Raw genomic sequence first — 20,040 nt, forward strand, 5'->3', positions numbered from 1 at the left:
ACCGCAGTGGGTTGGTTTTCTTAGGGAATTTTGGTCGGCACGAGAGGATTTGAACCTCCGACCCCCGACACCCCATGACGGTGCGCTACCAGGCTGCGCTACGTGCCGATTTGTGGTCGCTAATACTACCTGTTTCCACGCTGATTGCAAGGGCAGGCTTGCCGAGTGATTTATAATTAATCAATCAGTTAGCGATAAACCGTTTTTCGTCGGTCAGCACCTGCAATAGCAAGCCCAATTGCGGTTTGGTTTCCTTCACTTTTTCACCGGCTGGATTATAAATCTGATATTTACCGCTATTTTCCAGCACCACTGTCTGGTCCTGCGTAGTAATCGCCAGCGTCAGGGCATCCGCGCTGACCACCCAGTTATTCTTACGCGTCGGTGCAAACAGGTCTTCGCCCTGGGAATACTCATTGGCGCTGGTACGCACATGCAGCAGACGTTGCATCAGGGTCGTCATCACATCCTGATGGTCGGTCAGCTTGCCGACGCGCTGGGCAGGCGTGCCCGGCCAGTGAACCACCAGCGGCACCTGCAGATGCGAGCGCGACCAGTCAAAGCGATCGCGTTCTTCACCCAGCGGCACGCCGTGGCCTGCCGTGACGATCACGACGGTATTTTCCAGCTTGCCCTTGCTTTGCAGCGACGCCAGGATCCGCTGAATTTGCGTATCCACGTCGCCAGCCGCGCGGCTATAGCGACGTGCGAAATCTTTTTGCTGAGTATCAGCGGGCAGGTTAGTGCCGTTCAGCGCCACCCAGGAGAACCAGCGGTTATCCTCGGAGGCATATTGATTTAGCCAGTTGATCCAGCGCGAGGCAGTCTGTTCATCAGACTGGTTCTGCGCCGCAGGCAGCGAGAAATCAGACAGCAGCGCCTGGCGGTACAGCGAGCTGTTAAAGCCGTCCGAGGCGAACAGGCCCAACTGGTAGCCCTGCTGGTTCAGCGCCGTGATTAGCGCTGCCGGAATACGCGCCGACAGCACCCCATCCATATACGCCGGCGAGATGCCATAGAACAGGCCAAAGATACCGTTGTCGGTGGCGTTGCCGGAACTCATATGCTGGGTAAAGTTAACGTTCTGCGCGGCGAACTGCGCCAGGGCAGGCATCTGCTGCTCAAAGCGTGAATAGTTCAGGCCATCGACGGTGATCAGCAGGACGTTGTGACCCGCGCCTAAATCGCGGTAACGCAGCTCGCTAAGCGGATACTGCACCGACACCGCTTCCGGATTGCCTTGCTCCACCAGACGGCGCTGATATTCCGCCGCATCCAGCAGGCCATGCTTCTCAAGAAAGCGTCGCGCGGTCATCGGGTACGAGAGCGGCAGGTTAGCACGCTGCATGGTTATCGGACGGTAGAAATTGGCGTCTGCCCAGATATAGGCCACGTGGGTGACGATAAACGACACGAAGAAGAAAATCGCTACCGGGCGCGCGTAGTGCCGACGACGCGAGAGACTGCGCAATTTCTGCCAGCTCCAGGTCGCGAACAGCATTTCAATCAGTAAAATTACCGGCACGCTGATAAACATCAGCTGCCAGTCGCGGGCCATCTCGCTCTGGTCAGGGTTGATGACCAGCTCCCACACCACCGGATTGAGGTGCAGGTGAAAACGGGTAAATACTTCGCTGTCGATCAGCAGCAGCGTCAGGCCGCTGGTGGCCAGGATCGCGGATAAAAAACGCATCAGCCGCTGCGACATGACGATGAAGGTCAGCGGAAACAGGATCAGCAGGTAGCTGGCGAACACCAGAAAACTAAAGTGCCCGACCAGGCTGACATAGGAGTAAACACGTCCCACCAGGGTGGTAGGCCAGTCGGCGACAAACAGATAGCGGCTACCGACGACCATGGCCATCAGAATATTAAACAGGGCGAACCAGTGCCCCCAGCTGATCATCTGGGAGACTTTTTCACGGTAGCGCTGACGGTTAGTCACCATAACGTATTAACTGTGTTCCTTAATGCGCGTCGTCTTCACGAACCGAAGACTTTAACGCTTCGGCAAACGAGTGAGCAAGCGCCTGGCGCTGGGACGGGCTGATGCTGGTATTGATAAGATTGGTCACCATGTTACCGAGTACCATCAACGACAGGTCGGTCGGTGCCTTATGCTTTTCCAGCACGTTCACCATTTCTGTAAGCAGCGCTTCTACGCGTTCATCACTATAGCGGGAGAGTTGTGGCATAAATCTACGTCAGTTAAGTTCGAGAAAGTCCGATATATTACCGTAGCAACGGTAATATTTCCCCATTTTTATCAGAGTTGCAGTGGACGTCGGTCAGTGGTTGAATACCGCCCGGCCTAAAAGGAGAGTTTATCATGAGTCTGGATATCGACCAGATTGCAATACACCAGTTAATTAAGCGCGATGAGCAGAACCTGGAGCTGGTGCTTCGGGATTCGCTGCTGGAGCCGAATGCCGCCGTGGAAGAGATGATGGCGGAGCTGCATCGCGTGTACAGTGCAAAAAACAAAGCCTACGGTTTGTTTACCGAAGAGAGCGAGCTGGCGCAGTCGCTGCGCCTGTGCCGTCAGGGCGAAGAAGATTTCCTGGGCTTTAGCCGCGCCGCCACCGGGCGTCTGCGCGATGAACTGGCGAAATACCCGTTTGCCGACGGCGGCATTGTGCTGTTTTGCCACTACCGCTACCTGGCGGTGGAATATCTGCTGGTGGCGGTGCTGAATAACCTCAGCAGCATGCGGGTTAATGAAAATCTGGATATCAGCTCAACCCATTATCTGGATATCAATCACGCCGACATCGTGGCGCGCATCGATCTGACCGAGTGGGAAACCAACCCGGAATCGACCCGTTATCTGACTTTTCTGAAAGGGCGGGTAGGGCGCAAGGTCGCCGATTTCTTTATGGATTTCCTTGGGGCCAGCGAAGGCCTTAATGCCAAAGCGCAAAACCGCGGCCTGTTGCAGGCGGTGGACGACTTTACGGCACAGGCGCAACTGGATAAAGCCGAGCGCCAGGACGTGCGTCAGCAGGTTTACAGTTACTGTAACGAGCAGCTACAGGCAGGGGAGGAGATTGAACTGGCCTCGCTGTCGAAAGAGCTGTCCGGCGTTAGCGAAGTAAGTTTTGAGGCATTTACCGCTGAGCAGGGTTATGAGCTGGAAGAGAGTTTCCCGGCGGATCGCAGTACGCTGCGCCAGTTAACCAAATATGCCGGCAGCGGCGGCGGGCTGACGATTAATTTCGACGCCATGCTGCTGGGCGAGCGTATTTTCTGGGACCCGGCTACCGATACTCTGACCATCAAGGGCACCCCACCGAATCTGCGCGACCAGCTTCAACGCCGCACTTCAGGTAAATAAACCCCAAAAAAAACGCCGCATTACGCGGCGTTTCTTCAGACCTGGTTGGCGATTACGCGCGAACGAAGTCGATGTGTTGCAGTTTCGGCTTGAAAGCGTGACGCTGTACGGCCTGAACTTTAACTTTTACTTCTTTACCGTCAACAGCGATAGTCAGCACTTCGCTGTAGAACTCAGGCTTAGCCTGCATGTTCATAACCTGGTCGTGATCCAGTTCGACGGAGATAGCAGCTTCATTACCGCCATAAATGATGGCCGGGAATTTGTTAGCTGTGCGCAGGCGGCGGCTCGCACCCTTACCCTGCTCTTTACGTACTTCTGCGTTGATAGTAAACATTAACTTTTCTCTTCTTTAAATCCTGTCGCAGGCGACCCAGCGACAGGCAGATTATCTGCTTTGCGGATGCAAAAGCGGGCGGGATTATAGCCATAACCGCCCCCGGCTTCAATGAAAACCGCCGTTAACCGCGTAATTCGTTGGCGCGGCGGTAGCGTCCCTGATAGTCGAACACCTTCTCCCGCACCTGCCAGAAGCGATCTTTCATCCGCGCTACCACAAAGTCCGGATGGCGCAGCAGCGCGTGCTGCGCCGCGATATCCGCCGCCGTGATCCAGCGCAGCGGTACGCCGGGGGTGCGGGTATGGGGGCGTAAAAACAGATGCTCAAAGGCGGTGCGCTGTGCGGGGGTATGCAGGCGGAAGCGCTCACTCACGTCCGCGCCGTCTTCATCGTAGTAGGTGACTTTGAGCCACTCGCCCTTTGCGTCGCTGCCGCTTTCCATCTGCATGCCGCTACAGCGCAACACCAGCGCGTCTTTCAGCTTCAGCGCCGCTTTCAGCATATCGTCAGGGTCGACCAGCACGGTATCGCATTGATGGCAGCGGCGAGCGGCAATATCATTTTCCGCATTGCACTGCGGGCAGTTTTTAAAGCGAAAGCGATAATCGCACTGCTCGCGATTGCCGTCATCATCCTCCAGCACGCCCTGGCAGCGGCGGCCAAAATGCTCGATCAGCGTGCCGTCAGCGGTGGTTTTCCCCCAGAAGGTGTTGGCGAAGCCGCAGGCCGGGCAGAACACCTGCACCGGCACGTTATCCGAGCCTTTTTTTGCCGCGCCGACTTCCGGGGTAAACAGATCGTGCGGGTTGCCAGCGTAATCGAGGATTAAGCAGTCGGTTTTGCCCTCGTACAGCCGCAGCCCGCGCCCAACAATCTGTTGATACAAACTCACCGACTCGGTTGGGCGCAGAATAGCAATCACGTCCACATGCGGCGCATCAAAACCGGTGGTCAGCACTGACACATTCACCAGATAGCGGAAGCGGCGCGCTTTAAAATCATTAATCAGCACATCGCGTTCCGGCCCGGGCGTTTCGCCGGTGATCAGCGCCGCCTCGCCGGCAGGCAGCAGGCAGGTGATTTCCCTGGCATGTTCAACCGTGGCGGCAAAAATCATCACCCCCATACGGGCGGCGGCGAAATCGACAATCTGGCTGATGATATGCGGAGTGATGCGGCGCTGTTTTTTCAGTTCGAGGTTAAGGTCCGCCTCGCTGAAAATGCCGTTCGACTGCGGCTGAAGGCGGCTGAAGTCATACTGGACCACTGGCATATCCAGCCGCTCCGGTGGGGTAAGATAGCCGTGTTTAATCATGTAGCGCAGCGGCAGCTCATAGATGCAGTCGCGAAACAGCGCATTCTGGTCGCCGCGCACCATGCCGTGATAGTGGTACTGGTAAATCCAGCCTTTGCCGAGCCGGAAAGGCGTGGCGGTGAGCCCCAGCAGGCACAGGCGCGGATTGCTCTGGCGCAGATGGCGCAAAATCTGCTGATACTGGCTGTCGTCATCGTCGCTGATGCGGTGGCACTCATCGACAATCAGCAGCGAGAATGCCCCCTGAAATTCATCGAGATTACGCGCCACCGACTGTACGCTGCCGAACACCACTTTGGCCTGGCTCTGCTTGCGCTTCAGCCCGGCGGAGTAAATATCCGCCTCCAGCCCGAGGGCGCAATATTTAGCATGGTTCTGCTCCACCAGCTCTTTGACGTGGGCCAAGACCAGCACGCGTCCGCGCGCCACCCGCGCCAGCTCGGCGATAACAATACTTTTCCCCGCGCCGGTCGGCAGAACGATCGCAGCGGGTTCAGCGGATTTGCGAAAATGGGCGAGGGTGGCGTCAACCGCCTCGCGCTGATAGGGACGTAGCGTTAGCATTGAGTGCTTTTCAAATTCATTAGCGTGCGAAACATCATTTTAATCTTGAGCGAGTCCGTTAGCCCGCTATACTGACCGGTCTTGATGATTTCTTTCATTACCAGCCCATGCTGGACCGCGTTTAACAGGCAAAAAACTTCAATGCGACTTGATAAATTTATCGCCCAGCAGCTCGGCATCAGCCGCGCTATTGCCGGGCGTGAAATTCGTGCCAGCCGGGTAACCGTTGATGGCGAACCCGTAAAAGATACCGCGTTCAAACTGAAACCCGAACATGATGTGGCCTATGAGGGCAACTCCCTCGTGCAGCAAACCGGCCCGCGCTATTTTATGCTCAACAAGCCCCAGGGTTACGTTTGCTCTACCGACGATCCGGATCATCCCACTATCCTTTATTTCCTGGATGAGCCGCTGGCACACAAACTGCACGCCGCCGGGCGTCTGGATATCGATACCACCGGTCTGGTGCTGCTGACCGATGACGGCCAGTGGTCCCATCGTATCACGTCGCCGCGCCATCATTGCGAGAAAACCTATCGGGTGACGCTGGAATCGCCGGTAGCCGACGATACCGTTGACCAGTTCGCTAAGGGCGTCCAGCTGCATAACGAAAAAGATCTCACCAAACCCGCAGTCCTGGAAGTGATAACCCCGACGGACGTGCGGCTGACCATCAGCGAAGGCCGCTATCACCAGGTGAAGCGCATGTTCGCCGCAGTGGGCAACCACGTGGTGGAGCTGCACCGCGAGCGGATTGGCGCAATTGCGTTGGATGACGATCTCGCGCCGGGCGAATACCGCCCGCTCACTGACGAAGAAATTGCCAGTGTCGGCTTGCCGTCACGCTAAATGCAGGAGAGTGGAGTGACCACCCGACAAAATTCCTCGATGGGGATCGTCATTATTCTTGGCCTGTTAGCCATGCTGATGCCGCTGTCTATCGATATGTACCTGCCGGCGCTGCCGGTGATTTCTCAGCAGTTCGGCGTGCCCGCCGGCAGCGCCCAGATGACGCTCAGTACCTATATTCTGGGCTTTGCGGTAGGGCAGCTGTTTTACGGCCCGATGGCGGACAGCCTGGGCCGTAAGCCGGTGATCCTCGGCGGTACGCTGGTGTTTGCCGTGGCGGCGATTGCCTGTGCGCTCTCCCAGACCATCGATCAGCTGATTGCCATGCGTTTTCTGCACGGCCTGGCGGCTGCGGCGGCAAGCGTGGTGATTAACGCCCTGATGCGCGATATCTATCCCAAAGAGGAGTTCTCGCGCATGATGTCGTTCGTCATGCTGGTCACCACCATTGCGCCGCTGGTAGCGCCAATGGTGGGCGGGGCGGTGCTGGTGTGGTTCAGCTGGCACACTATCTTCTGGATCCTGGCGGTAGCGGCGCTGATCGCCTCGGCGATGATTTTCTTTCTGATTTCGGAAACGCTTCCAGCAGAGCGGCGGCAGAAGTTCCACTTTCGCACCACCGTGGGCAACTTCGCCTCGCTGTTTCGCCATAAGCGCGTGCTCAGCTATATGCTCGCCAGCGGCTTCAGCTTCGCCGGAATGTTCTCGTTCCTGAGCGCCGGGCCGTTCGTCTACATCGAGATCAACCACGTTTCGCCGCAGGATTTCGGTTATTACTTCGCCCTGAATATCGTGTTCCTGTTTGTGATGACGATATTTAACAGCCGCTTTGTGCGCCGCATCGGAGCGCTGCGCATGTTCCGTACCGGGCTGTTTATTCAGTTCGCGATGGCGGTGTGGATGGTGGTCAGCGCGCAGTTTAACTTTGGATTCTGGGCGCTGGTGCTGGGCGTGGCGGCATTTGTTGGCTGTATTTCCATGGTGGCGTCTAACGCCATGGCGGTGATTCTGGATGAGTTCCCGCATATGGCGGGTACCGCGTCGTCGCTGGCAGGGACGTTCCGCTTCGGCATTGGCGCAATTACCGGCGCGCTGCTGTCAATGTTTACCTTTAATTCCGCCTGGCCGATGATCGGCTCAATCGCGTTTTGCGCGACTTGCTCTATTCTCTTCTACTTCTACGCCAGCCGTCCAAAAAGACACCCTTAGCTGCCCCTCAGGGGGTAGGAAAACTACCCCTTTCTTAATCCATATCAACGAATAAATTCCCCCGCCCCGTACAATTTGTTTCGCGAATGTAAATGTAAAGCTCTTAAAAAGTCATTTTTTTGTAGTCAAAAAAGGTTGAGTTAGATCGCGTTACAGGTTACATATAGCGCCGAAATGAGAAGTACCGCACAAAAATAAACGGTTGCCGATGAATGAGTAACCGAAATTATTGCAACAGTGTAACCGTTTTCTACGTTGATCATGTTACGTTTAATCAACATTGTGTTAACCTGTATGTAAAGTGATTGTGATTTTTTGCTCTTGCTGGGGAAGTATTATGAATACGTTACAACTTTCCATCGTCCACCGCTTGCCCAATAGCTATCGTTGGCTGACGGGTTTCGCAGGTTCAAAAGTTGAACCGATTCCGCAGTGCGCGCAAAGCGAAGACGATTGCCTGGTGGGCCTGAAACTGCTCAGCCCGGTAGATAACGCATGGCAGGTGATGAATAAGCTAAGCCAGGCGTTAACAGATATCGAAGTGGATTGCGCGGTGCTGGAGTGCGAAGGCGAGCCTTGCCTGTTCGTCGACCGGCAGGATGAGTTCGCGGCGACCTGCCGTCTGAAAAACTTTGGCGTTGCCATTGCCGAGACCTTTTCCGGCCAGAATCCCTTCTGAGGATCAACGCAGCGTAAGCAGCTGGCGGGTATATTCCGCCGCCGGCGAGGTAAACACCTGCCCGCACGGCCCCTGTTCGACCACTTCTCCCTGCTTCAACACCACCACCTGATGACACAGCGACCGCACCACTTCCAGATCGTGGCTGATAAACAGCCAGGCCAGGCGGTGCTTCGCCTGCAGTGATTTCAGCAGCGCCAGAATTTGCGCCTGCACCGTTCTGTCGAGGGATGAGGTAGGTTCATCCAGCACCATCAGGTCGGGTTTCAGGATCAGGGCGCGGGCGATGGCGATGCGCTGACGCTGGCCGCCGGAAAACTCCGCCGGATAGCGATGACGCGTTTCCGGGTCGAGCCCCACTTCCTGCATCACCTCCATCACCTGGGCTTCGCGCTGGTGGGCGGTCAATTCAGGATGATGGACCCGCAAGCCCTCTTCAATAATTTGCAGCACATCCAGACGGGGATTGAGCGAAGAGTTCGGATCCTGAAACACCACCTGGATGCGATGGCGCACCGGCAACATCTGCTTGCGGTTCCACTGATGCAGCGGCTGTCCGTCAAACCAGATTTCGCCCTGAGAAGCGATCAGCCGCAGCAGCGCCAGGCCGGTGGTGCTTTTACCCGATCCGGATTCGCCCACCAGACCCAGGCTTTCACCGGCCCGCAGTTCGAAATTCAGATTACGCAGCGCGTAGTGGTGCCCCACGGTGCGGCGGAAAATTCCGCGCCGCAGTGGAAACGCGACTTGTAAATCCGCTACCCGCAGCAGCACCGGGCTGTCGGCGGGGAGGGCGACCGGATCGCCTTCCGGCTCAGACGCCAGCAGCTTTTGGGTGTAAGGATGGCGCGGATGGCTGAACAGCGGGCGCGTCGCGTTTTGCTCCACGCACTGGCCGTTTTGCATCACCGCCACGTTATCCGCCAGCTTTTTGACGATATTCAGGTTGTGGGTGATGAACAGCAGGCCCATATTCAGCTCGCGTTTCAGCTCATCAAGCAGGTGCAGAATTTGCGCCTGCACGGTGACGTCCAGCGCTGTGGTGGGTTCGTCGGCAATCAGCAGCTGCGGACGGGTCAACAGCGCCATGGCGATCATCACCCGCTGGCGCTCGCCGCCGGAAAGCTGGTGTGGATAATCATTTAACCGGCTGGCAGGCTGGCGAATGCCCACCCGTTCCAGACAGGTGAGGATTTCTGCCCGCGCTGGTTCACGGCGCATCCCGCGATGCAGCGACAGCACTTCATACAGCTGCTTTTCGATAGTGTGCAGCGGGTTCAGCGACACCATCGGTTCCTGAAAAATCATGGCGATTTTATTACCGCGCACCTTACGCAACTGCGCTTCGTTGGCGTGCAGCAGCGTTTGCCCCTGGAACAGAATATCGCCCTGCGGATACACCGCAGGCGGCGTCGGCAGCAGACGCAGAATCGACAGCGCGGTCACGCTTTTGCCGGAACCGGATTCGCCCACCAGCGCCAGGGTTTCGCCCGCGTTGATGCTCAGCGACAGATTGTCCACCACCTGGCGTTCAACGTTGTTCTGGCGAAAGGCGATGGACAGCCCGTCAATGGAGAGCAGGGGAGACGACATAGTTACGCTACCTTACTGGGGTCGAAGGCGTCGCGCACCGCTTCGCCAATAAAAATAAGCAGTGACAGCAAAATTGCCAGCGAGAAAAACGCGGTAATGCCAAGCCACGGAGCCTGTAAGTTATTCTTGCCCTGTAACAGCAGTTCACCGAGCGACGGCGATCCCAGCGGCAGGCCGAAGCCAAGAAAATCCAGCGAGGTCAGCGTGGTGATCGAGCCGCAGAGAATAAACGGCAAAAAGGTCAGAGTCGCTACCATGGCATTGGGCAGCATATGCCGCCACATGATGGCCCGATCGCTGACGCCCAGCGCCTGGGCCGCACGGATGTAGTCAAAGTTGCGGGTGCGCAGAAACTCAGCCCGCACCACGCCCACCAGGCTCATCCAGCCGAAAATCACGGTGATCGCCAGCAGCCACCAGAAGTTGGGCTGCACCACGCTGGACAGCAAAATAATTAAGAACAGCGTCGGCATCCCCGACCAGACTTCGATAAACCGTTGCCCCCACAGATCGACTTTACCGCCGTAGTAACCCTGGATCGCGCCTGCCGTCACGCCTATTACGCTGGAGCACAGCGTCAACATCAGGCCGAATAAAATCGAGATGCGCGTACCGTAGAGAATACGCGCCAGCACATCGCCACCGTTGGCGTCGGTGCCCAGCCAGTTTTGCGCCGAGGGCGGAGAAGGGAAGGGGAGGTCGGTAGCGTAGTTAATCGAGTTCGCGCCGAAGCGGATCGGTGCCCACAGTATCCAGCCGTGCTGCTCGATGCGCTGCGCCAGCCACGGATCCTGGTAGTTTGCCCGGGTAGCCAGCGGGCCGCCAAAATCGCTTTCGCTGTAGTTAACCAGCGCCGGGAAAAACCAGCGATCCTGATAATGCACCACTAACGGGCGATCGTTGGCGATCAGTTCAGAGGCCAGGCTTAATACAAAAATCACCGCGAAAATCCACAGCGACCAGAATCCCCGGCGGTTGCGGCGAAATCGCGCCCAGCGCGCCTGGTTTACGGGGCTTAAGCGACTCATCCGCGTCCCTCAAAATCAATGCGCGGATCGACCAGCGTATAGGTGATATCGCTAAGGATATTCAGCAGCAGGCCGATCAGCGTAAAAATATACAGCGTGCCGAACATCACCGGGTAATCCCGCGACACGGTGGCTTCATAACCCAACAGCCCCAGTCCGTTGAGCGAAAACATCACTTCAATCAGCAGCGAGCCGGTAAAAAACATGCTGATAAACGCCGCCGGAAAACCGGCGATCACCAGCAGCATGGCGTTGCGGAATACGTGACCGCGCAGGATCTGCTTTTCACCCAACCCTTTGGCCCGGGCCGTGACCACATACTGCTTGCGGATCTCATCGAGAAACGAGTTTTTGGTCAACATGGTTAACGCCGCAAAGCCGCCAATCACCGTCGCCAGTACCGGCAGCGTGATATGCCACAGATAATCGGTGATCTGCTTATACCAGGGCAGGCTGTCGAAGTTAGCCGAGACCAGACCGCGCAGCGGGAACAGATCGAACCAGGTGCCACCCGCGAACAGCACAATCAGCAGGATGGCGAACAGAAATGCGGGAATGGCGTAGCCGACGATGATTAGCGCGCTGCTCCAGACGTCAAACGCGCTGCCGTTACGCACCGCCTTGCGGATGCCCAAGGGTATCGACACCAGATAAATAATTAACGTGCTCCAGAGCCCAAGGGTGATGGACACCGGCAGGCTGTCGCGGATCAACTCAAGTACCGAGGCGCTGCGAAACAGGCTATTACCGAAATCGAAGCGCACATAATCCTTCAGCATGGTGAAGTAGCGCTCATGCAGCGGTTTATCAAAACCGTAGCGTTTGGTGATCTCGTCGATAATCTCAGGATCTAACCCACGCGCGCCGCGATACTGGCTATCGCCGGGATTACGCACGCCCGCCTGGGCATGGCTCAGGCCGCTCCCTTCGCCGCTGACGCCCGGTATTCCGCCGCCGTGGCCAAACTGAATAGCGGAAATCGCCTGATCCACCGGCCCGCCTGGCGCAATCTGGACGATAAAAAAGTTAATCGTAATGATCGCCCACAGGGTCGGGATAATCAGCAGTAAACGACGAATCAGATATGCGCCCATCGTCGCTCCTTAACGCCGCGCGGCGGGCAGTTTTTCCGCCCGGTTAACGTCATACCACCAGGTATCGAAACCCAGTGAATAAACGGGCGCTATCGCTGGATGGGAAAACTTATCCCAGTAAGCGTAACGGTCAGAGGACATATACCACATGGGCAGCATATAGAAATTCCAGGTGAGGACACGGTCCAGCGCGCGGCCCAGCGGCAATAGCTTCTCTTTATCGCCCTGGTGGGCCATGATCTGCGCGATCAGCTTATCCACCACCGGGCTTTTCACGCCGGGCGCGTTGTAGGTGGAATCAATGTATTCCGATGCCCAGGAGATTTGCAGATCGGAGCTCGGCCACGGCATGGCGCGCCACAGCGACGGCATCATGTCGTAGTCCCGGGTGCGCAGACGGTTGGTGATCTGTGAGTTATCCACCTGGCGAATATTCAACGTGATGCCCAGGCGTTCCAGATTATGCTGGAACGGCAGCACCCACTGGTTATTGCCGCCAGAGGAGAGCAGCAGTTCAAAGCTGAACGGCTGGCCGGTTTTCACGTTCACCAGCTTTTGGTTTTTCAGCTCCCAGCCCGCCTGCTTCAGCAGGTCGATGGCTTTCAGCAGATTGTCGCGGTCGAAGCCATCGGCTCTGGAAACCGGCGGTTGATAGATTGAAGTGAACACCTCTGGCGGTAGGTCGGCTTTCATCGGGGCTAACAGCACCAGCTCATCGGCTTTGGGATAATCGCGCGCGGCGTATTCGGTATTCTGGAAATAGCTGTTGGCGCGGCTGTAAGCGTTATAGAACAGCGCCTTGTTCATCCATTCAAAATCAAACGCCAGGGTGATGGCCTCGCGCACCCGGCGGTCGGCAAACTGGGGCCGTTGGATATTGAACGCCAGCCAGCGGGTATCGGTGGCCGCCTCGCTTTTCTTCTCATCTTTAACGATGTACTTATTGTCGAAATTTTTGCCGATGTAGCGGGTAGCCCAGTTTTTGGCGCTGACTTCGCTGCGGAAATCAAACGCGCCGGCCTTAAACGCCTCGAACGCCACATTATCGTCGAGGTAGTAATCGTAGCGGATCGTGTCGAAGTTCCAGCGCCCGCGGTTTACCGGCAGATTTGCGCCCCAGTAATCTTTCACTCGCGAATACGTCACGTACTGGCCCATTTTCCAGGCGGTGATTTTATACGGGCCGCTTGCCAGCGGTGGGGTAGAAAGCGGATCGCTCAGCTTATGGTCTTTCCAGTACTTTTTCGGCATTACCGGCAGGGAGAACAGCCCTAACAGGTTCTCTTTGCCCGGCGTGGCGAGTTCGATACGTACCGTCAGCGGCGCGATAGCTTTGACCGTCGCGCCTTTGTAATAAATCCGGAACTGGGGCACGCCTTCGGTCATAAATTTTGAGAACGTGAAGGCGACATCGTCGGCGGTAATCGGGCTGCCGTCGTGAAAGCGGGCGCGGGGGTTCATTTCGACTTCCGCCCAGGCGTAGTTATCCGGATAGCGTACCCGCTCGGCAATCAGTGGATAGTAGCTGGCCGGTTCGTCGTCGGAGGTGGTAAACAGCGCGTCGTAAAGATTTTCGGTGCGCACCGCCGCATTGCCGCGCAGGGCATAGCGGTTAAAGTTATCGAAGGTGCCAATACTGGAAAGCGTGATATTGCCGCCCTTGGGCGCGGCGGGGTCAACGTAGTCAAAGTGGGTGAAATCCACGGCGTATTTCGGTTCGCCCAGCACCGCCAGCGAATAGCTCTCTTTGATCTCTTGTGTGTATCCCACGCTGCTTATCAGGCTAAGCAGTAAAATCAGTGCGCGCGCAAGCATACGATGGCGTGATCCTGTAGTTATCCCGGCGCTGCCGCCGGGCTAAGCTGTTGTCTGTGAATAATAAGTGAGGGGGGCGAGATTGTGAAATAAATGTCCCGACAATCTCGCGGAATCGGTTATTTACCTGAACGCTGGCGCTGCCAGTCGATAAGCTGGGCCACGCGTACCGGGCGGGAAAAGAAAAATCCTTGCAGGTAATTCACCCCGCGATCGCGCAGCCATTTGGTCTGTTCCCAGGTTTCCACCCCTTCGGCGACGGTCGTCATGTTTAACCGGCGGGCGAGGGTGATCACCGCATCCAGCACCGGCGAGGTGACCGTTTCGGTGCCGATGGCGTTAACGAAACCGCGATCGATTTTCAGATAATCCATGGTAAAGCGCTCCAGGTAGATCAGCGCGCTGTGGCCGGTGCCGAAATCATCCACGGCGATCTCAAATCCCTGCTGGTGCAGCCATGCAAACAGCGATACCGCTTCTTTTTCCTTGATCATATCCCGTTCGGTAATTTCAAAAACCACCTGGAAATGGCCGTCGGGCAGTGAGGCGGCGAACTGGCGAATATCCTCTTTAAACTCCGGCGAATGTAAATGTCCCGGCGCGATGTTAACGCCGAGTTTCGCGCCCTGGGGCAGGATATCCATCAGTAGCGGTGCCTCTTTAGCGATCAGCTTAAACAGATGGCGGGTCAGTGGGACAATGAGCTGCTGGGCTTCGGCAAAATTGATAAACGCGTCGGGTGGGATAGCGCCCGCCGTGGGGTGTTCCCAGCGCATCAGCACTTCAGCACCGGTCATAGTGAGATTTTTAGATTCCACCACCGGTTGCCAGACAATATAAAACTGGTTGCGGCGAATACCTTGCAGGATCTCCTTACCGGAGCGCTGACGGACATACAGCAAATATCCGCACAGGCATCCGCCGAGCGCGCCAGACAAAATCCCCGACAGGGCCGACAGCGCTATATCCTCCCGTGACCAGGTTCTGCCATAAATAAAGAGCTTGATGGGATAATCAGGCAGAGTGGCGATACGCAAGGGCGACGATACCAGGCTGGTGACGGAGTGAACGCCGGGCGATGCCGTGCTGATGGCTTTATCGCCGATCACCAGCGCCACGCTTGCCGCATCGCGATGGCGCGACGTGAACAGCAGATAGGGCGCTAAATTGACATTCAGCGTTGTGAATATCCCGCGCTGCGCGTTAGCAGGGTTCTGATACCAGATAGCAATTGTCGGTTTGCCGGGCATCATCGGCGTACCGGGCATGATTTCTAAATCGACCTTTTGATGGGTATCGATGGCCGGGGCCAGTTTGGCCATGGGTTCCGACATACTGCCGGTGGCCGATGAGCAGTAGGCCGTGCCGTTATTAACCAGCAGGAAGGCGCGAACGTTGATATTGAACGCCGCGCGGGACGTAAGATCGGCGGAAACGTGGTTACATCCCGCCTGGGTGAGCGGCTGTAGCGTATCGGCAACCGCTTCGAGATCGTTAAAGTAATCGCGCACGTAGCGTTGTATGCCCTGCGCCAGTATGTCATAGCCCTGTTCGCGCTTGTGGTGCAGCCACAAGGCGTAAAGCGCGGAAGTTGTCATCGCCAGGACGACGCCGACCATGATGCTCGTCATGATCATTTTCCGTGGCGTCGTCAGATAGCGCTCAAAGATATTGGCTGCTCTCATCCCGGGAGGCTCTCTGTGATCGTCGTAAGTGGGGGGTGTTTCCTGAAAATATAACCTGGTAAGTGAAATATGCGATCGCGGTGTTTGCGGCAAACAAAAACGCTGCCGAGGCAGCGTTTTGTTGAATGATATCTGTTGGGACAGCCAAGGGAAGCTGGCAACAAGATTAACTGCGGGTCAGGACGCGTCGCGCTTCATTGTAGCGCTTGTTCCAGTAGGGCTCATCCATGCTGGAAATCACAACGCCGCTGCTGGTAGACGCATGAACGAACTGGTTATTGCCGATATAGATACCGACGTGGCGGCCAGTTGAGCCTGCGCGGAACAGCACCAGATCGCCAGTGCGTAAGCCGTTGCGGGAAATATGTTTACCCATTTCCTGCTGTTCATAAGTTGAACGCGGCAGTTCTAAACCAAATTGTTCACGGAAGGTACGCTGCACAAAACCGGAGCAATCAATGCCGCTACGGGTGCTGCCGCCGAGGCGATAGCGCACGCCTTTCCAGCTTGCGTACTGGTCCATTAAGCGCGATTTGATATCGACTGTACGGACCATCTGTTCAAATTCATCCTGAGAGGCTTGCAGTAAAAAACTATCGTTACTGCCAACTGCATGCGTCTCAGAATGCACGTTCTTTGCGGTGTTGGTGGAGCTACAAGCTGAAAGCAGTACCGCAACTGCAATCGCAGGGATTACCCGCAAGAAATATCTCACAATCGGTTGAGATGTGACCATGTTGTTTATTTTCCCTTGAAGTCCTTAACGACAAATATCGTTATAAAAAATGCCAAACGTGACGAGACTAATTAGCGAGGCGGGATGAGACAATTCCGGATGTGCAAAAATGTGGATTAACGCACACTAAGATTACTCATGAGCCACTATTTAACCGTTTGCCAACAAAGCGAAATCGAGAGTACCCGATCGAAACACGCATGGCGAGAGCTTTTATCCGATTTTTTATAAGAAATTGTGATGTTAAAAAACAAAAATTATATTTAAACAATTACGCAACATTTGTGCGTTAAAAATAAGCAACCATTTCATTTTCATGACAAATTTGGTGTTTAGTATTTAAGCTAAATTTCGTTGTGCAATAAAAAAACGCCAGACGCTGAAGCAGCAAATGGCGGTTTATTTTGTGAACAATTTACTGAATATTCGGACTCTGTTTATTCTTACCGGGTAAATAATAGTTCAGCTGCGTGATTATTTTGTCGCTTAGCGGCGTTAATAGCACCCATGGAAGCCCTACTAAAATTACGGATAACGAACCTACGAATATATCGGTAAACCAGTGCGCGCCTATCATCATTCGCGGCAGGGAAAAAACCACAAAAATAACCAGGGAAATAGCAAAGGCCCGCACGCCGAAATAGCGCAGCATAAATCCGCAAAAGATCATCAGCATCATCCCATGATCGCCCGGGAAACTGTCCTTCGAGGCGTCTTTGGTGGGAATGTTGAGCAACTCGCTCACCCGATGGATATCGGTAAAAAATAGCGTCGGGCTGTGACGCTGCACCGGCAGCCGTTGGCCAATCTGGTTCAGCACAACCGCCGTCAGCAACATCACCACACCCATTATGACGATCTGGCGACGGCCATACGGCGTCTGCTTCAGCCAGTACGACAGCATCAGCAGCCCCATCGCCACCAGCGAAAACCCGTCAAAGGCGCGGTTATTAGTAATCGCCACCAGCCACAAAAACGCGCGATTCTCTACCAGCAGGTTATTGAAATAATGGAATATCCCGGAATCAATGGGGAACCAGAATCCGTGGTTCGCCGGCAGCATCCACGAAAAAAACAGCGCAAGGCCGGCAATATTCATTAGCACAATAAGAGGAAGACGCGTTTTCATGATCTTTATCACAGTCTGAGATTACACCCAGGCAACGTTAGTCGGACTAACTTAAACGAATCTTCAACAAACTGGATTGCAGGGCATTCCAGTCGGCCAGATCGTTGTGAATAAGCTCGATGCGGCTGTCCGGCGGCGCGACGTTTTGGGTTTCGATATGTAAATCCAGGCTCTGACGGTTTATTCGCACCAGCCCCTCCGGAATACGCATCACGCCCTTGACCCGGTCTACCGGTGCCAGCCGCGCCCATTCCAGCAGGCCGATGGTGTCAAACACCGTTTCGCTGTCAAAAATCCAGCCGCAAGCGTGATAGCCCTGGCCCTGATTAAGGTTACGCCGCCAGCGCTGGTGGCTGGCTAAATTCAACGCCGCTAAACCGCGCGATGACGGATGAGCATGGCTGTGTTCCGGGCTGGAGGGCAGTTCGCGGGTGTTATGGCGCGGCGCATCAAGCAGCACGTTGTCAATCTGCCCCTGGGTAGCGACCACGATCTGGCGGTTATCGCCGTGGCTTGCCTGCCACTGTTCCAGCGCCTTCAGCGCGGCGTCGTCGGCGCGGTCCTGCTTATTGGCGATAATAATGTCGGCGGAGGCCAGCTGATCGCGGAAGTTATCATTATTGATGTATTGCGGTTCCAACAGCTGACGGGCATCCAGCAGGCATAGCGTGGCACGCAGGTCAATCCACGGCTCGTAAACCGGCGCGGTCAGGATATCGAGGATCTGTTTAGGGTGCCCCAGCCCGGTGGGTTCAATCAACAGCCGGTCGGGTTTACCCTGGCGCAGCAGGGTATTGAGGCCGACCTGCATCGGCAACCCGTTCACGCAGCACATGCAGCCTCCGGGGATCTCTTTCAGCAACGCGCCGCTATCGGCCAGCAGCGCGCCGTCAATGCCCACTTCGCCAAATTCATTCACCAGCACCGCCCATTTCTCGGCGGGATCTTTATTGGCTAACAGATGAAGAATAGTGGTGGTTTTACCACTGCCGAGAAAGCCGGTAATGAGGTTGGTTTTGGTCACGGATGACTCCTGGCGAATTTCTGTCGCAAAAAAGCGATAACAAAGTGTAGCCGGTCATCCTGGCGAAAAAAGACGGCAAAGAGAAGAGGGGGAGCAGATTTGCTCCCCGATGAAAGGCAATTAACGACGCGCCAGACGCGCTACGGCGTCGCGCGCGCCGGTGCGGCACAGGTTGTGCCAGGCCGCTTTCAGGGTATGGATAAACACCGGGTTGACGGGAAGATCCTGACCGAAAATCTCTTTCAGGCTCAACAGCGCCTCCATGCGTTCGTCCTCGCTGCTTTTCTCGACCTGGGCACGGATTTTATCCACCAGCGGATCGCGGATATCAATCGGCTCGCCGCTGTCATCCACGCCGCTGACGTAGCGCATCCAGCCCGCCACGCCCAGCGCCAGTAATGACCAGTCGCCGCCGTTGGCCAGATGCCAGCGAATGCCGTCGAGCATACGCTGCGGCAGTTTCTGGCTACCATCCATCGCGATTTGCCAGGTCTGATGCTTCAGCGCCGGGTTGCTGAAGCGCTCGATCAGGCTGTCGGCATAGGCGGTTAAATCCACGCCGGTAATACGCAGCGTCGGGGCCTGCTCATTGAGCATCAGCCTGCGGGCGGCGGTTTTGAAATTTTCGTCCCGCATGCAGTCCGAGATATGCTTATAGCCCGCCAGATAGCCCAGCCAGGCCAGGAACGAATGGCTGCCGTTGAGCATTCTCAGCTTCATCTGTTCCCAGGGCAGCACGTCATCGACCAGCTGAACGCCAACGGCATCCCATTCCGGACGGCCAGCGACGAAATTATCTTCCACCACCCACTGGATAAACGGCTCGGCGCTGATGGCGCACGGATCCTCAACGCCCAGAATATCGCTGATCTCCTGCAGGGATTCCGGCGTGGCGGCGGGGACAATGCGGTCCACCATGGTAGCCGGGAAGGAAACGTGTTCTGCAATCCACTCCGCCAGTTCCGGCGAGCGCTTTTGCGCCATGCCGATCACCGCCTGGCGCACCACGTGGCCGTTTTCAGGAATGTTATCGCATGACAGCACGGTAAAAGGGCTCACCCCGCGCGCCTGGCGTCGCGCCAGTGCTTCCACCAACAGACCCGGCGCGGAATGCGGGGCGTGTGGGTTTTCCAGATCGTGGATAATGCGTTCGTTGGTTGCATCAAGCTGCCCGCTGGCCGGGTCAATGCAGTAGCCCTTTTCGGTAATGGTCAGGGAAACAATCGCCACCTGCGGCTCGCAAAACTTCTCAATAATGGCTTCAAGGCCGTCCAGCCTGGCATTCAGGCATTCGTTAACCGCGCCAACCACAATGGCGGTATTTCCCTGCGCGCCTTTTTCCAGCACGGTAAACAGATGATCCTGCTCACGCAGCGCGCTCATCAGCTTATCGCCGCTGAACAGGCTGATTTCGCAAATCCCCCAGTCGCCGCCGTTTTTGCGCAGCACCCGGTCCGTCAGTAACGCCTGGTGGGCGCGGTGAAACGCGCCGAAGCCGAGATGCACAATGCGGCTTTTTAGCGCGCTGCGGTCGTAATCCGGCGTCTGTACGTCGGGCGGAAGCGTTGCGGTGGCGAGGTTTTTCATTGTTTGCTTTACCTGATTAACCATTAATTAACATCATCAGTGTAAAGTTATACGACAGC

17 protein-coding genes and 1 tRNA gene are annotated in these 20,040 nt (G+C 56.0%); 4 read left to right on the top strand and 14 right to left on the bottom strand.

Annotated features, from left to right (window positions below):
* Window positions 1–31: 31 nt before the first annotated feature.
* The 3 genes from FND52_RS07760 to FND52_RS07770 form a co-directional block, all read right to left on the bottom strand.
* Window positions 32–108 (bottom strand) — tRNA-Pro (locus FND52_RS07760).
* Window positions 109–184: 76 nt separating this feature from the next.
* Entirely contained in the window at window positions 185–1,948 is a 1,764-nt protein-coding gene (gene yejM, locus FND52_RS07765) for an LPS biosynthesis-modulating metalloenzyme YejM (RefSeq protein WP_125291602.1), read from the bottom strand.
* Between the two features lie 19 nt (window positions 1,949–1,967).
* Window positions 1,968–2,195: a YejL family protein gene (locus tag FND52_RS07770; RefSeq protein WP_125291603.1), complete on the bottom strand. Its 228-nt coding sequence runs from the start codon at window positions 2,193–2,195 to the stop codon at window positions 1,968–1,970.
* Window positions 2,196–2,329: 134 nt separating this feature from the next.
* On the opposite strand from FND52_RS07770, the gene yejK reads away from it, so the two are divergent.
* Complete coding sequence (gene yejK, locus FND52_RS07775) at window positions 2,330–3,334, top strand: nucleoid-associated protein YejK (protein ID WP_125291604.1); 1,005 nt, start codon at window positions 2,330–2,332, stop codon at window positions 3,332–3,334.
* Between the two features lie 52 nt (window positions 3,335–3,386).
* On the opposite strand, the gene rplY is transcribed toward yejK, so the two are convergent.
* Window positions 3,387–3,671: a 50S ribosomal protein L25 gene (gene rplY, locus FND52_RS07780; protein WP_125291605.1), complete on the bottom strand. Its 285-nt coding sequence runs from the start codon at window positions 3,669–3,671 to the stop codon at window positions 3,387–3,389.
* 124 nt (window positions 3,672–3,795) lie between these two features.
* Complete coding sequence (gene radD / locus FND52_RS07785; protein ID WP_144130337.1) at window positions 3,796–5,553, bottom strand: DNA repair helicase RadD; 1,758 nt, start codon at window positions 5,551–5,553, stop codon at window positions 3,796–3,798.
* Between the two features lie 141 nt (window positions 5,554–5,694).
* Between radD and rsuA the strand changes: the two genes are divergently transcribed.
* The 3 genes from rsuA to FND52_RS07800 all read left to right on the top strand — a co-directional run bounded on the left by rsuA (window position 5,695) and on the right by FND52_RS07800 (window position 8,290).
* Window positions 5,695–6,402: a 16S rRNA pseudouridine(516) synthase RsuA gene (rsuA, locus tag FND52_RS07790; protein ID WP_125291607.1), complete on the top strand. Its 708-nt coding sequence runs from the start codon at window positions 5,695–5,697 to the stop codon at window positions 6,400–6,402.
* A 15-nt stretch (window positions 6,403–6,417) separates the two neighbouring features.
* Entirely contained in the window at window positions 6,418–7,611 is a 1,194-nt protein-coding gene (locus FND52_RS07795; RefSeq protein ID WP_144130339.1) for a Bcr/CflA family multidrug efflux MFS transporter, read from the top strand.
* A gap of 337 nt (window positions 7,612–7,948) precedes the next feature.
* The gene (locus FND52_RS07800; RefSeq protein WP_125291609.1) at window positions 7,949–8,290 is read left to right on the top strand and encodes a YejG family protein; all 342 of its coding nucleotides are present in this window, start codon (window positions 7,949–7,951) and stop codon (window positions 8,288–8,290) included.
* 3 nt (window positions 8,291–8,293) lie between these two features.
* Here FND52_RS07800 and yejF read toward each other — a convergent pair whose 3' ends face one another.
* From yejF to FND52_RS07845, 9 genes are all read right to left on the bottom strand, one after another.
* Window positions 8,294–9,883 (bottom strand): microcin C ABC transporter ATP-binding protein YejF, encoded by a 1,590-nt coding sequence (gene yejF, locus FND52_RS07805; RefSeq protein ID WP_144130341.1) that lies wholly within the window; start codon window positions 9,881–9,883, stop codon window positions 8,294–8,296.
* Between the two features lie 2 nt (window positions 9,884–9,885).
* The gene (locus FND52_RS07810) at window positions 9,886–10,911 is read right to left on the bottom strand and encodes a microcin C ABC transporter permease (protein WP_144130343.1); all 1,026 of its coding nucleotides are present in this window, start codon (window positions 10,909–10,911) and stop codon (window positions 9,886–9,888) included.
* Window positions 10,908–12,005, bottom strand: a complete 1,098-nt coding sequence (locus tag FND52_RS07815) for a microcin C ABC transporter permease YejB (RefSeq protein ID WP_125291612.1) — start codon at window positions 12,003–12,005, stop codon at window positions 10,908–10,910. Before FND52_RS07815 ends, FND52_RS07810 begins: the two co-directional genes overlap by 4 nt.
* A 9-nt stretch (window positions 12,006–12,014) precedes the next feature.
* Window positions 12,015–13,820: an extracellular solute-binding protein gene (locus tag FND52_RS07820; protein WP_144130345.1), complete on the bottom strand. Its 1,806-nt coding sequence runs from the start codon at window positions 13,818–13,820 to the stop codon at window positions 12,015–12,017.
* Window positions 13,821–13,939: 119 nt separating this feature from the next.
* On the bottom strand, window positions 13,940–15,505 hold the full coding sequence (locus tag FND52_RS07825; protein WP_144130347.1) for a cyclic di-GMP phosphodiesterase: 1,566 nt from the start codon (window positions 15,503–15,505) through the stop codon (window positions 13,940–13,942).
* Window positions 15,506–15,671: 166 nt separating this feature from the next.
* Window positions 15,672–16,241, bottom strand: coding sequence for a bifunctional murein DD-endopeptidase/murein LD-carboxypeptidase (mepS, locus tag FND52_RS07830; protein ID WP_125291615.1), 570 nt, complete (start codon window positions 16,239–16,241; stop codon window positions 15,672–15,674).
* 415 nt (window positions 16,242–16,656) lie between these two features.
* Entirely contained in the window at window positions 16,657–17,370 is a 714-nt protein-coding gene (locus FND52_RS07835) for a phosphatase PAP2 family protein (protein WP_144130349.1), read from the bottom strand.
* Between the two features lie 46 nt (window positions 17,371–17,416).
* Complete coding sequence (locus FND52_RS07840; RefSeq protein WP_144130351.1) at window positions 17,417–18,394, bottom strand: CobW family GTP-binding protein; 978 nt, start codon at window positions 18,392–18,394, stop codon at window positions 17,417–17,419.
* Window positions 18,395–18,514: 120 nt separating this feature from the next.
* Window positions 18,515–19,981: a mannitol dehydrogenase family protein gene (locus tag FND52_RS07845; RefSeq protein ID WP_144130353.1), complete on the bottom strand. Its 1,467-nt coding sequence runs from the start codon at window positions 19,979–19,981 to the stop codon at window positions 18,515–18,517.
* Between the last annotated feature and the right edge of the window lie 59 nt (window positions 19,982–20,040).

This window comes from Atlantibacter subterraneus (assembly GCF_007570865.1).
In the GTDB taxonomy this organism is placed as follows: Bacteria; Pseudomonadota; Gammaproteobacteria; order Enterobacterales; family Enterobacteriaceae; genus Atlantibacter; species Atlantibacter subterraneus.